Here is a 13,081-nt window from a genome sequence, read left to right as displayed (position 1 = left end):
CTTGCGACGGACAATTACAAAAACTCCGCGCGACTGTGGTGATGCCGGTCGCGCCCTGCTTTTTTTGTACGGATGCGATCAACGTCGAGCGATACCGAATTGGCTCAGCGTGATCCCGATACCATCCTGACGAAACCCTGCCCCACCGCCAACGATCTAGTCGCCAGCCGTCTCCGAGTTATAGTGTCGGAGGGGGAAGAGATCATGGGCCGCCCAGCAGAACTGCCCGCCGCAATAGCGCAGGTTTTTACCACCGACGAGCTTTTGGTTCGCCCGGCGCCGGCGCCCGATTACCTCAGCGAAAAGCTGGCGCTGCAGGATCTCGCCGGCAATATGGCGGATCATCCCGCCGACGTGCTGCCGCGCCTCGTCGGGCTATCGATGGAAGTTTGCGACGCGGACTCGGCTGGCGTCAGCGTTCTCGATGGCGACGTGTTTCGTTGGAACTCACTCGTCGGCAAATTATCGGCGTTCGAAGGCGTGACCACGCCCCGGAACTTCAGCCCGTGCGGCGTTTGTCTCGACCAGAGCAGTCCGATCCTGATGGAGCGGCCCGAGCGCGCTTATTCGTGGATTGCGGAAGCCAACATCACCGTGCCCGAAGTTCTGCTGGTGCCGCTGTTGAGAAACGGCACCATCCCGGTTGGAACGCTTTGGGTGGTCGCCAAGGAGGGACACAAGTTCCACTCAGGCCATGCGCGCGTGCTGTCCGAACTGGCCGTCTTCACTGGCATCGCGCTGCAGATGATCCACGCCGATCTTCGCTTGAAGAAGGCGCTCGAAGCCCAGGAGATCCTGGCCAAGGAGATGAGCCACCGGCTCAAGAACCTGTTTGCCGTCACCGGCGCCATGATCAAGATGACCGCGCAGCATGCGGAAACCAAGGAAGAAATGACCGAGGCCTTGACCGGCCGCCTCACCGCGCTCTCCGATGCCCATTCGCTGGTTCGGCGCTCGTTCAATGCCGGTAACGCCCTCAAGGGCGTGGACATGGCAGAGGCTATCCGTACCGTCCTGAGGCCTTACACCATGCCTGACCTGAACGGGCCGATGGTGTCGTTGGGAGAGCGTTCCACCAACAGCATCGCCCTCGTCTTCCACGAACTCGCAACCAACGCCGCCAAATACGGCGCTCTCCGGGATGACGGAAAGGTCGCCGTGGCGTGGCAGATCGAAAACGAAAACGTCGACATCGTCTGGCGTGAAATCGGCAAAGCGGTCGAGGCGCCGGCTCAGTTGGGGTTCGGCAGCAATCTCGTTGCCTCAACGATTGCCTCGCATAACGGCCGCATCGATTACGACTGGTCGCAAAACGGCTTGGTCATCAAGCTGCAAATTCCGCTGGCGAACCTGGTGAATTGACGGCCGTTCAAATCCCTTGCCGCCTCCTCGGCGACGGCCGGCCCGGTACGATCACGACGCGCATCCATGACATCTACTGGCAGCGTCATGACGATGATGCGTTGTCGACCCCGATCGATTACGCCGGTTGATCGTGCAGCCGTGCGCGGATTCGCGTGGCGCAGGCCATCGGCGTGCCTTCGCCGACGGGCGAATTTTTCACGCCGCTTACCGCCCTGCCGCCTTCATCTCATCACTCGGTTTGACATCCTGCGAGCGGCTGTAGATCGCGACCGCTGCGATCAGCACCAGCGTCAGCGTGCCGAACAGCGCGCGATAAGCCTCTTCCGTGCGGGCGCCGCTGGTGAGCGGTTCGAACGCGCCGATGATGATGCCGGAGAGCGTCTGCATGCAGGCGACGCCGAGCATCACTGCGGTGTTCATGGTCGCGATGCCGCGGCCGATCAGGCGGTCGGGGAAGATGCCGCGGCCGTGCGTCATCACCATGGTGCTGGAGGCGGAGAAGAAGCCCATGGCGATGATGACGGCAACCGGCAGCCAGGCCGGCGGGTGCGAGAACAGTGCCAGCGTCGCGAGCAGGCAAACGATCACCAGCGTGCCGCCGATCGCAATGCCCTTGCGGGTATCGAGCCGGCGGTCGAGCGGACCGAAGGCGAGCATGCCGGCCTGGTAGGCGATCACGGCGCAGAGCAGGACGTTGCCGGCTGCGATCGGGCTCAAGCCATGGACCTCGCGCAGGAACGCGCCGCCCCACAGGCCCTGCACGGTGAAGGTGCAGGCATAGTTGCAGAAATTCAGCGCCAGGATCGGCTTCAGGCGCGGGTTGCGCAGCACCTCGATCAGGCCTTTGAGCATCTCGCCGGGCGGCTCCGCCTTGCGGCTCAGGAAGGGATGGCCGGGCGGCGCGTCGCGCACCACCAGAAAGATTGCGATAGTGGCGAGCGCGGTGAAGATGACGACGGCGCCGAACACCGGACGCCAGCCGACCGCCTGCGACGCCCAGGCGAGCGGCGTGGTGGCCGCAAGGTTGCCGAGCAGGCCGATCGACAGCACGAGCGCGGTCAGCGTGGAGAAGCGATCCGGCGGAAACCAGCGCGAGATCACCACCATGCTGCCGATCAGCATCACGCCGCAGCCGGCGCCCATCAGCACGCGGCCGGTGAGCAGCACCGGCCAGCTCGGCGCCAGCGTGAACATCGCGCCGCCGATCGAGGCCACGATCAGCATGCCGACCACGGTATAGCGCGGCCCGAAACGGTCGAAGAAAAAGCCGCAGGGGATCTGCATCGCGGCAAAGCCGAAGAAGAACGCGCCGGTCAGCGCCCCCAGCGCTTCCGGTCCGATGGCGAGGTCGCGCATCAGATCGAGACCGATGGTGACGTTCGAGGCGCGAAAAAAATGGCTGGCGACATAGGCGGTGGCCAGTGTCGCGACGATGATCAGGCCCCGGCGGTGGGGAAAGGCCGCTCGGCGGACTGCATCGGAGAAAGGACGTTCCCGTTTATTTTCTTATTGCTCAGCACGCGTGAAGCGAGCCTAGGCGGCATCACGCAGCAGTTCAAGCTTCGCGTTCCGCACGTGCACGGCATGTGCGGATGAGCAGAATCGATCTACGCCGCAACCTGGAAGCCTCAGCCGCGTTTGGCGCCCGCGGCGTAGCCGGCGGTGACCTCACCCTTGTGGGCGGCAAACGCTGCCAGAACTTCATCCTTTTCGCGCTTCGGCACCTTGAAGAAGCTCAGCGTCCGCCCGAGTTCAGCCGCCACCTCATCGAATTCCGCGGGCGAGATCCGCAAGCTCCGGTGGGCCTCCTCAAGGCCGACCTGCGTCTTGCCGGGTTTCGTTGCGGTGAACTGGAACGGGCCCCCCGAAACGTTGCAGACCCAAAGCGTCCGCATGAATTTGAGACCGGGCAGCCTTTGCAGGTTCTTGGTGTGCCATTCCCGCAGTTGCGGGTTTTTGGACTTCTGGCCGACTACGGGGTTCTTCACGATGGCGTCGCTGAAGTGGTCCACGACGGCTGCGATGGCGAAAACGCCGCCGAGCCGGTTATACAGGCTTTTCTCTGAGGTCGCCTCCTTGCCCTGCGCGTGGACGCTGCTGGCTGTTGTCAAGGCCGCTGGCGCGGCCGTGAGCGCCAGTGCCGCGACGACGCTTCGTCGCGAGATGGAAGTCGAACGAGCCTGTGCCATTGATTACCTCCATGGTGTGGGTACGAAAGGCATTACGTCCGCCGTCCCACTTGGATGGAGTTGAAAGAAAAACGTTCCTGGAAAAGTTGGGCTAGGCCGGCGTCTCGCGTGCTCCGTAAAGCGCTATTGGAACACCGGCCTCACGCCTCCTGCAGCGCCAGCGCCACCGCGACACCCTCGTGCGCACCGGTCAAGCATGCCCCTCGCTTGGCAGCTTGCAGACAACCGCTCGATGTCGGCGCGCGCAAAAAAAGATCCGGCACGCGCTGGGTGAAACGCGCCGGACCAGTCCAACCAGCTTTCAAATGCAAGCTGGTGGCCCAGCCAGGGGGAGGTGCCTGGCCGCGAACTTGGGTCGCCCGTCCCGAGGCGTCGTCTCCGTGTCACGACGATAATACCGCGAGCCCGGCCAAGGCGACGTGAACTGGTTCACACGGCGCGCGCAAATCCGGCGCGCCCGCGGATCGATGGATCAATCATTTCGCGAGACCATTTCCATTGACCGGCGCGCGCGAAAGTTGCGGCGATTGATGGCGGAGCTCGCGTGCTGGCGGCCGCTCCAACGGATCGCGGCCCAGCTTTGGCTTCAGCTCGGAAAGATCGAGGAAGGCGTCGGCCTGACGCCGCAGTTCGTCAGCCACCATCGGTGGCTGACTAGCCAGGGTGGAGACGACGGTAACGTGGACGCCGCGACGCTGTACCGCTTGCAGCAGCGGACGGAAGTCCCCATCGCCCGAGAAAAGAAACATGGCATCGACATGATCGGCGAGCTCCATTGCATCGACGGTAAGCTCGATACTCATGCTGCCCTTTACCTTGCGACGGCCGGTGGCGTCGATGAATTCCTTGGTGGGCTTGGTGACGACGGTGTAGCCGTTATAGTCGAGCCAATCGACGAGCGGACGAATGGATGTATATTCCTGATCCTCGAGAATGGCGGTGTAGTAGAAGGCGCGCAGCAGCGCGCCACGATCCTGGAATTCCTTCAATAGACGCCTGTAGTCGATGTCGAAACCGAGCGCTTTGGCGGTCGAGTATAGATTGGCGCCATCGATAAAGAGCGCAATTCTTGCAGACAATGACATCAGACACTGACCTCTCATCCAGCATACGCGCCAAGCGAAGCATCCATTCCGGCTTAGCCCGCAGCCGGGTGCGGTGCCGAAGTTGACCGAGGTGACGAGGCAGGCGGCGTCGGCGACCGGGAGGAACAGACAACGCGCCGAGCAATTCGATAATGCGCACCTGCCTCGACATGCCGACGCTAAGGCCGATTCGCGCCATGCTCAATTGTACCGAGGTAAATGGCCGGCATCGAAACGGATGGACCGGCTATACGAAGGTTTATGGTCTCCGGCCGGCAAACGGCCGCTCTTCATCGAGCCGACATATCCTGACGGCGTTGCAGGAGACGCTTTAGCGATTTCCATGCAGGCGCGAACACAAATCCGACCGCCGGAATCGCTGCGGCGCCGATCAAGAGGCCGATGATGCCAGATATGGCCGCCTCTACCGCCCATTCGAGGATCGCGGCAAGCGACGGAAATACGTGAGCCACGGCCTCCGCCGCGGTCTTGACGGCGTGGTGGATCTCGGGTGGGCCGTAGACTTCGACGCCATGCAGGATGATGCCACCGCCAACCCAGATCATGGCGGCGGTCCCGATTACACTGAGGACTTTCAGGAGCATAGGCATGCCGCGAACAATGCCGCGTCCGAGCGCGCGGCCGACGAACGAGGCGCTGTCGCTCCGTGCCAGCGTCACCCCGACATCGTCGGCCTTCACGATCAGGGCCACCACGCCATAGACCGCGACGGTGATTCCGATGGCCACCACCGCAAGCACCAGGGCCTGCTTCCAGATGCTCCCTGCGGGAAGGGCGGCCAGCGTGATCGCCATGATCTCGGCCGAGAGGATGAAGTCGGTCTTGATCGCGCTTGCGACCTTCTCATCTTCGACCGACTGCGCGTTCAACGCCACGGTGCCGAGCTGGGCTTCATGGTGGTGCGCACGATGGGGCATGACGGCCTCGAGCACTTTCTCCGCTCCCTCGTAGCAGAGATACGCACCGCCCAGCATCAGGAGCGGCGTGATCGTCCAGGGCAGGAAGTAGCTCAGCACCAAAGCAGCCGGCAGCAGGATCAACAGCTTGTTGCGCAGCGATCCTGCGGCGATCCTGCCGACAATGGGAAGTTCGCGCTTCGGCTCGAACCCGATCACGTAACCGGGCGTGACCGCGGTATCGTCGATGACGACACCTGCAGCTTTCGCACCCGCCTTGGCAGCCTGGCTTGCCACATCATCGAGCGAGGCTGCGGCTACTTTCGCGATAGCGGCAACATCATCGAGAAGGCCTATCAGCCCGATACTCATCGATTTCACCAATCAAAGGTTCGTTGCGGTGACATTGGCGGGTGCACCGCTTCCAGCACAAGACCAGAATGGAGGCCAACAATTCACGACAAAAAAATCCGGCGCGCAGTGGGGCGCGCCGGATCCTTTTCTACTCACTCAACAAGAAACTGTCAGCCCGTGGCCGCCCGCGGCGCACGGTTGCGCGAGTTGCGCTGGAAGAACAGCGCCTGGCTCGCCACCGCCGAGACCATCGCGGGCTGGAACGGTTTCGAGATCAGGAACGCCGGCTCGGGCCGCTCGCCGGTCAGGAAGCGCTCGGGGTAGGCAGTGATGAACACCACCGGCACCTCGAACACGCGCAGCAATTCGTTGACCGCATCGAGGCCGGACGAGCCGTCGGCGAGCTGGATATCGGCTAGGATCAGGCCGGGCTTCTTGTTCTTGGCCAGCGCCACCGCATCGGCATGGGTACGCGCGACGCCGATCACGTTGTGACCGAGGTTCTTCACCAGGCTCTCAAGGTCCATGGCGATGAAGGTCTCGTCCTCGATGATCAGAACGTCGGTGGCGATCTCCGCCGCCATCTCGCGGCCGGCGGTATCGGTCAGCTGTCGGGTCTCGGCGATGTCGGTATTGAGAATGAACGCCACCTCCTCCTCGGAGAAGCCTTCGAGCGACAGCAGAAGGAAGGCCTGCCGCGGCAGCGGCGTGATGTTCGACAGCCTGCGCTCCGGTGGCAGCGCCAGCGTCGCGACATCAGGGTTGTCGTTGAGCGAGACCGAATTCCAGATCTGGGTGAACAGTTTGAACAGCCCGGCGCGCGGGCCGAAGCGTTCGTCCAGCAGCGAGCCATCCTGCAGCAGGGCCTCCAGCATGGCAGCCACATAGGCATCGCCCGAGGCCTGGTTTCCGGTCAGCGCACGGGCATAGCGCCGCAACAGCGGCAGATGTTCAGCAACGAGCTGTGATCGGGACATCCCCATTCCATCCTTATCTTGGGCCGTATCCTTGGCCGTTAGGGTCTCAGCCGGGCGGACGTAACCAAATCGCCGCGTCGGGCGTCAATTTAGTTTCGGCGGGGGGACCCAGGTTCCCCTGTCACCCCCGACTACTCGCGAAGGGCAAAAAAGTTCCAGAAAAAGTTCCCAGAATTCGGAACCTTCCGGGGATATTCGCATTAGCCTTTGACCAATAACGCGGCGGCCTATGCCCAATTTCGAGGTAACCTCTTGAAAACACAGAGAATTAACTCTCGGGGAAGCGTGGATCACACCATGAAGGAAGTAAAGAAGCAGGGCGGGCTCAATGCCGAGATTCAATCCAGGATCGGGCATCAGCTCCGCGCCATGTACGATGACGTGGTCCGACAAGGCGTGCCGGACCGCTTTGCGGAGCTGATCCGAAAGCTCGATGGGCCTGAGGCGGCGGCGGCCCAGATCGATGACAAAAACGACGGGAGGGACTAATGCCTCTCACCGACTCTCTTCGCGACGACATTTTGGCGTCGGTACCAAGCCTGCGCGCGTTCGCGATCTCGCTCTCGGGCAATGGCGACCGTGCGGACGACCTGGTTCAGGAAACGTTGCTGCGTGCCATTGCCAACATCGACTCGTTCCAGCCCGGCTCGAACCTGCCGGCTTGGCTGTTCACCATCCTGCGCAACCTGTTTCGCTCCGACTACAGGAAGCGGCGGCGCGAGGTGGAGGACGCCGAGGGCAATTATGCGAAAACTCTGAAGACCCAGCCGTCGCAAGGCGCGCATCTGGAATTCGAGGAGTTTCGCACTGCGCTCGACAAGCTGCCGCAGGACCAGCGCGAAGCGTTGATTCTGGTCGGCGCCTCCGGCTTCTCCTACGAGGATGCCGCGGCTATCTGCGGCTGCGCGGTCGGCACCATCAAGAGCCGCGTCAACCGCGCGCGCTCGAAACTCTCGGCCCTGCTCTATGTCGAGGGCGCCGAGGATTTCGGACCTGACGAGACCGTGCGCGCCGTGATCGGCGGCAATGGCGGATGATGACACCATCGAAATGACACGAAAGGCGGCCCAAGCGGGCCGCCTTTTTGTTTGCAGCCGGGGTGATGCGCAGTCGCTTCGTAGTTCGTAGGAGCGATGGTCGCGGATGTCGCTTCGCTCATCTGGGCTACGAGCCTGTTCTTAGTTCAGGCCGCCGAAGGCGTAGATCAGGACCAGAATCGGAATTGGCACGCCGAGCAGCCACAGCAAGAGATAACGTCCCATACGAGCTCCTCCCTTTTGATGAGGATTAAATGCATGGGGCATGCAGGGGGTTCCGAGCCGTAGGGTGGACATGGCGCAAATGCGCCTCCGTCCCGCGCGTTACGATCCCGTCAACGCAGCGGAGCGGAAATCTCGCCGGTTCGGTCGCGCTCGGTCATATCGACGACGGTAACCATCGGCGCGGTGAGTTCGTAGACGTAGCTGACGTCGGTGAAATAGCGTTTCGCGGTGCCGCCCATCGCTTCCGGCGCGACGCGGTCAAGCAGGATCAGACCGAAATCACTGTCCTCCCGCCGTGTCGCCGCGCTGGTGTTGAACTCCTCCCAGCGGAAATGAAAGATCTCGTCCGGCTCCTCGCCGGTGACTTCCCAATTGGCGACGATGTGCGGATGCTTGCCGACCAGCGACAGCCCTTCGTCGGAATGCGAAGCCAGCTCGAAAAACAACAGCGACAGCGACTGCGCGGCGCGCGCGCTCACCGAAATGTCCGGGCCGTTGACCACAATGCGATCAGCATGCGGTATCGCGCGCGATTCGAACAGGCCCCTGAGCTTGACGCCCTGCCACTGGCTTTCGCTGAGCAGTGTCACCACGTTCGACATCGCGTGGATGCGGCCGATCAACAGTTCGCGCGACACGTCCATGTCGGAGCCGTGGCGCAGCGTGCGCGTCACGATCGACTGAATCACGGCAAGGATGTTCTTGACCCGGTGGTTGAGCTCGTCGATGACGGCGGTCAATCGCCGCTCGAAACCGATCCGGACCTGGATCTCGCGGCTGAGCCGCAGATTGTTGTAGGCGACATAGCCGAACAGGCCGCAGACGATGCCGGTGAGCGCCAGGCCGATCGCCGCCACGATGATCGCCGTCTGCTGCGCGCGTTGCGCAGCGTTGTTCTTGGCATAATAGCCGAGCGACCAGTCGCGGCCGCCGAACGTCACCGTGCGCACCACCGACGGCAACGGGTCGCCCTGCTTCACCGGCCGCAAGGTGACGACACCCTGCTCGTTGGCGACATATTCGTCGCTGACGTCATCGGGGTCCTTCAGCACCACCGCAAACAGCGAGCGGTCGTCGTTGGTCAGCATCAAGGGCGCCAACTCATACGAAAAGGTGACGAAGCCTGCCGGCTCGGTGCTGCCTTCCGGCACGATGGCGGACGCCAGCACGATGCCGATCGGCCCGTTCTGGCGCAACAGCGGGATCGGGTCCGACGCCAGCGGCTTTCCGGCTGCCGCCGCCTGCACCAGCATCGGCCCGATCACCGAATGCCGGTCGTAGGCCCGGCCCGGAGCGCCCAGCGTATCCGGGCTGCGCGGCTCGACGTCCATCAGCACGTCAATCGGCTTGTTGATCGTCTTGATGTCCAGCGGCTTGTCGTCGAAATCCCGGATCGTCGGATTGGTGAAGCCGGCGCTCTTCAGCTCCGCCTGCGCCACAGGCAGATCGCCCGGCTTGAGCCGCGCGATCCAGGACGCGACCACGAAATCGGTCTTGAAGGCATAGATCGCCGAGCGCAGCGGCTGCAGCATGCTGGCCTTCACTACCGACGGTGCGCGAAACAGCCCGGATGCAACGCGTGCGAGCAGCTCGCGTTCGGTCAGGCGGTCCTGCACCAGGCTGGCATGAACGTCGATGGCGCGGGCGAGCGCGATCCCGTCGAGGGCCAATTCCTGATCGTGGACGCGATAGGCCGCGAGACCGGAGAGCAGAACTCCGACCAGCGCGATAAAGCCGATAATGAAGCCCAGCCGAACCACTCGCTTACTCAGGAATGACGTGTTGGCGACGACGTATTGAAAGCATTTTTGGGTCTGCCGGGGCAGAAACACATTGGCAATAGCGCGCAAGCCAACCGCGGCGAATATGACGGAGCGATCATCAGCACGCAACTGAGAGGTTGGCAGCGGGCAACAACACGGCCACCGTTAACGCTGATTTGGCGGGACCGGAGTTTGATAATCTGACAGCGCCGGTTTGGTTCCACTGCGGACCGACAAATCCGCGGGCTACGGCGGGGGGACTGTGTATTAAGATTAACGTGCGGCGGCCGCTGGCCTGAACGCTTGTCCGGCCGCTTGCTCGCCGGGCCGGCAGGCCCCGATTATTCCAGCCTGCTTGTCTCCTGCTACTTGTCTCCCGGACTACTCGGCTTTGGCCTTTGCGGCCGGACGCAGGCCGCCCTTGGCCTCGATGAAGCCGATGATGCGATCGAGCCCCTCGCTCTTCTTCAGGTTGGTCATCACGAACGGCCGCTCGCCGCGCATCCGTTTGGTATCGGTATCCATCTTCTCAAGCGATGCGCCGACATAGGGCGCGAGGTCGATCTTGTTGATCACCAAAAGGTCCGAGCGGGTGATGCCGGGTCCGCCCTTGGAGGGGATCTTGTCGCCGGCGGCCACGTCGATGACGTAGATCGTGAGATCGGCAAGTTCGGGCGAAAACGTCGCGGCGAGATTGTCGCCGCCGGATTCGATCAGCACCAGATCGAGATCGGGAAATTTCGCGCGCATGTCGGCGACCGCTGCGAGGTTCATCGAGGCGTCCTCGCGGATAGCGGTGTGCGGACAGCCGCCGGTCTCGACGCCGGCGATGCGGTCCGGCGTCAGCGAGCCCGAGCGCACCAAAAATTCCGCATCCCATTTGGTGTAGATATCGTTGGTGATGGCGGCAATGTCGTAGCGCTCGCGCATCGACTTGCAGAGCAGGTCCATCAGCGCGGTCTTGCCGGAGCCGACAGGGCCGCCGACGCCGATCCGGAGCGGGCCGTGAGAATTAGACATGTCGAGTGCTCTTCCAGTTGCGCTTGAACGATCGTAGCCCGGATGGAGCGCAGCGCAATCCGGGACAGGTTGATGCGAATGTGGGACGGCCCCGGATTGCGCTTCGCTCCATCCGGGCTACAGCTTGCCGCAGCGTCATGACCGGAACAGCCTCGTATATTGCGTCTCATGGCGAAGGCTGGCGAGATCGGCGCGGAAGGTGGCGCTGCCGAGATCGTCAAGCGACGCGATGAGCGCGCGCTTCGCGGTGGCGGCAACATCGGCTTCGAGGCTCGCGAGAATGCGCTGGCTGTCGGTCTGCCCGAGCGGCACGAGGCGCGCGCCGGCGGAAATCCAGTTCGACACCACGGCATGCAGGAAGGCGTGCATCGCCGGTGCGAGAGGAACGGCGTGCGCCGCGCTGACGACGCCGACCGCGACCGGATAGACCACGCCGCCACAGGCCGCCACCATTTCGTCGAGCCCATCGCAGGCCCAGGCTGACCGTGCGATCTCGATGAAGGCGCGGCCCTGCGTCGAGGTCTCGAGCTGGCGCTCACGCGACGGCACGAACGCGGCCGCGAGTTCGGCAATCTCGTGCAATGCGGCGCCGTCTTGCGCTGCCGCCGCGCGATGCGCCTGCGCCAGAAGCACGGCGTCGCAAAAGCCGGAGCCCTCGCTGAGCATCGCCGCAAGCCAGTCGCGCAGCGATGCAGCGTCGGTGATGTCGCCCGCCTCTACCGCCCATTCGATGCCGCTGGAATAGGAGAACGCACCGACCGGAAAGGACGGCGACAGCCACGTCATCAGCCGATACAGCGCCGCGGATTCCTCCGCCGTCATCCCGCCGGTTGGGTCGGCGGGCGCGGGCTCATTTGTGGTCATGAGCATGGGAATGGTCGTGATGGCGGTGATCGTGGTCGCAATGCTCGTCGTGATGATGATCGTCATCACCGTGGTGATGGTGATCACCGTGGTGATGGTGCGCGTGATCATCATGGTGACGATGACCGTGATCATGATGGTGATGGTCGTGATCGTGCGCGGCATGATCGTGAGCAGCTTGCGCATACGCCCCGCCCTCGGGATCGAACGGCGCCTCGATCTCGATGATGCGCGCGCCAAGCCCCTTCACCATCGCTTCGATGACATGGTCGCGGCGGATACGCAGGCCCTTCGGCATGATCTGCGTCGGCAGATGGCGGTTGCCGAGATGCCAGGCGATGCGGACCAGATGCAGGGGATCGGCGCCGCGGATCTCAAGGAGCGGCTCGGCTGCCGCCACCACCTCGATCAGCCTGCCGTCCTCCAGCACCAGCGCATCGCCGCCGCGCAACGCGACCGCGTTCTCCAGATCGAGCAGGAATTCGAACCCGCGCGTTCCCGTCATCGCCATCCGTCGCCGGTGCCGGTCGTCGAAATCAAGAACGACGGTATCGGCGGCGGCTTGCGTCCAGCGGTGCTGGCCCAGGACTTTGGTCGCGCGGATCATGGTAGCCTGCTCAAGGACACGTCAAAATTTCTCCACCTTGCCGTCGCTGATGATCTCGATCACCGTCGGCGCCGTCTTCATCTGCGAGGAATACTCCCGCCACACCTTCATATGGGGCGCACGGCCGTGCGCATTGAGATCGTCGCGGGTTTCCCACCGTTCGACCACCACATACAGGTTGGGATTGTTTACGCTGACATGGCCTTCATAGGAGATGCAGCCCTTCTCCTTCAGAGTTTCGGCGATGCAGGCCTTGTGTCCCTTGATGAAGTCGTCCTTGTTTTCCGGCTTCATCGGCGTGGTGGCGATGACATAGATCATGAATTCTCTCCCGTTGCTTTTCTTGTTAGCGGGTTTCGACTTTTTCGGGCGTGATGTACTCGATCTTCGGCGGCGCGCTCATGCATTTGACCGCGACCCGGCCGAACGTCTTCATGTGCTCGGCAGTCCGGTGCGGCCCCAGCGCTTCCATGTTCTCCCACTGCTCGACGAACACCATCTTGGCGGGATCGGTAACGCTTTCGTGCAGGTCATAGGCGATGTTGCCGGGCTCTTTCCGGGTTTCCTTGATGCAGGCGGTGGCGGCGGCGATGAAATCGGCGCGCGTTTCTGGCTTGATGGTCAGCGTGGCAACGACGTAAATCACTAGATCCTCCCGGACTTTTGTTCTGGCTTGAG

15 protein-coding genes are annotated in these 13,081 nt (G+C 62.9%); 3 read left to right on the top strand and 12 right to left on the bottom strand.

Going from position 1 to position 13,081, the window contains the following annotated elements; genetic code table 11:
- The first annotated feature begins 204 nt into the window (after nt 1–204).
- Entirely contained in the window at nt 205–1,362 is a 1,158-nt protein-coding gene (locus ACH79_RS15185; RefSeq protein ID WP_246738542.1) for a sensor histidine kinase, read from the top strand.
- 207 nt (nt 1,363–1,569) lie between these two features.
- Here the strand turns inward: ACH79_RS15185 and ACH79_RS15180 are convergent, their stop codons facing one another.
- From ACH79_RS15180 to ACH79_RS15160, 5 genes are all read right to left on the bottom strand, one after another.
- The gene (locus tag ACH79_RS15180) at nt 1,570–2,721 is read right to left on the bottom strand and encodes an MFS transporter (RefSeq protein WP_246738541.1); all 1,152 of its coding nucleotides are present in this window, start codon (nt 2,719–2,721) and stop codon (nt 1,570–1,572) included.
- A gap of 272 nt (nt 2,722–2,993) precedes the next feature.
- Nucleotides 2,994–3,554: a group 1 truncated hemoglobin gene (locus ACH79_RS15175; protein WP_161851750.1), complete on the bottom strand. Its 561-nt coding sequence runs from the start codon at nt 3,552–3,554 to the stop codon at nt 2,994–2,996.
- A 476-nt stretch (nt 3,555–4,030) separates the two neighbouring features.
- A complete protein-coding gene (locus tag ACH79_RS15170; RefSeq protein WP_202639244.1) occupies nt 4,031–4,639 on the bottom strand; it encodes an NYN domain-containing protein in 609 nt (202 codons plus the stop codon).
- 290 nt (nt 4,640–4,929) lie between these two features.
- Entirely contained in the window at nt 4,930–5,928 is a 999-nt protein-coding gene (locus ACH79_RS15165) for a DUF808 domain-containing protein (RefSeq protein WP_161851749.1), read from the bottom strand.
- A 152-nt stretch (nt 5,929–6,080) separates the two neighbouring features.
- A complete protein-coding gene (locus ACH79_RS15160) occupies nt 6,081–6,887 on the bottom strand; it encodes a response regulator (RefSeq protein WP_161851748.1) in 807 nt (268 codons plus the stop codon).
- A gap of 297 nt (nt 6,888–7,184) precedes the next feature.
- On the opposite strand from ACH79_RS15160, the gene ACH79_RS15155 reads away from it, so the two are divergent.
- A complete protein-coding gene (locus ACH79_RS15155; protein ID WP_161851747.1) occupies nt 7,185–7,376 on the top strand; it encodes a NepR family anti-sigma factor in 192 nt (63 codons plus the stop codon).
- Nucleotides 7,376–7,924, top strand: a complete 549-nt coding sequence (locus ACH79_RS15150; protein WP_057838540.1) for a sigma-70 family RNA polymerase sigma factor — start codon at nt 7,376–7,378, stop codon at nt 7,922–7,924. The genes ACH79_RS15155 and ACH79_RS15150 overlap by 1 nt, the downstream gene beginning before the upstream one ends.
- Nucleotides 7,925–8,065: 141 nt before the next feature.
- Here the strand turns inward: ACH79_RS15150 and ACH79_RS44760 are convergent, their stop codons facing one another.
- From ACH79_RS44760 to ACH79_RS15120, 7 genes are all read right to left on the bottom strand, one after another.
- Complete coding sequence (locus ACH79_RS44760) at nt 8,066–8,191, bottom strand: hypothetical protein (RefSeq protein ID WP_256380314.1); 126 nt, start codon at nt 8,189–8,191, stop codon at nt 8,066–8,068.
- Between the two features lie 68 nt (nt 8,192–8,259).
- Entirely contained in the window at nt 8,260–9,909 is a 1,650-nt protein-coding gene (locus ACH79_RS15145; protein WP_161851746.1) for an HWE histidine kinase domain-containing protein, read from the bottom strand.
- Between the two features lie 384 nt (nt 9,910–10,293).
- Nucleotides 10,294–10,932, bottom strand: a complete 639-nt coding sequence (ureG, locus tag ACH79_RS15140; RefSeq protein WP_161851745.1) for an urease accessory protein UreG — start codon at nt 10,930–10,932, stop codon at nt 10,294–10,296.
- 135 nt (nt 10,933–11,067) lie between these two features.
- On the bottom strand, nt 11,068–11,802 hold the full coding sequence (locus tag ACH79_RS15135; protein WP_161856367.1) for an urease accessory protein UreF: 735 nt from the start codon (nt 11,800–11,802) through the stop codon (nt 11,068–11,070).
- Complete coding sequence (gene ureE, locus ACH79_RS15130) at nt 11,783–12,403, bottom strand: urease accessory protein UreE (RefSeq protein WP_161851744.1); 621 nt, start codon at nt 12,401–12,403, stop codon at nt 11,783–11,785. The genes ACH79_RS15135 and ureE overlap by 20 nt, the downstream gene beginning before the upstream one ends.
- Nucleotides 12,404–12,424: 21 nt before the next feature.
- On the bottom strand, nt 12,425–12,724 hold the full coding sequence (locus ACH79_RS15125; RefSeq protein ID WP_161851743.1) for a putative quinol monooxygenase: 300 nt from the start codon (nt 12,722–12,724) through the stop codon (nt 12,425–12,427).
- Between the two features lie 25 nt (nt 12,725–12,749).
- Nucleotides 12,750–13,049, bottom strand: a complete 300-nt coding sequence (locus tag ACH79_RS15120; protein ID WP_057858349.1) for a putative quinol monooxygenase — start codon at nt 13,047–13,049, stop codon at nt 12,750–12,752.
- Between the last annotated feature and the right edge of the window lie 32 nt (nt 13,050–13,081).

This window comes from Bradyrhizobium sp. CCBAU 051011 (genome assembly GCF_009930815.1).
GTDB lineage: Bacteria > Pseudomonadota > Alphaproteobacteria > Rhizobiales > Xanthobacteraceae > Bradyrhizobium.
Note: the sequence above shows the minus strand (reverse complement) of the source record. Positions and strands in the feature narration are given on the sequence as shown.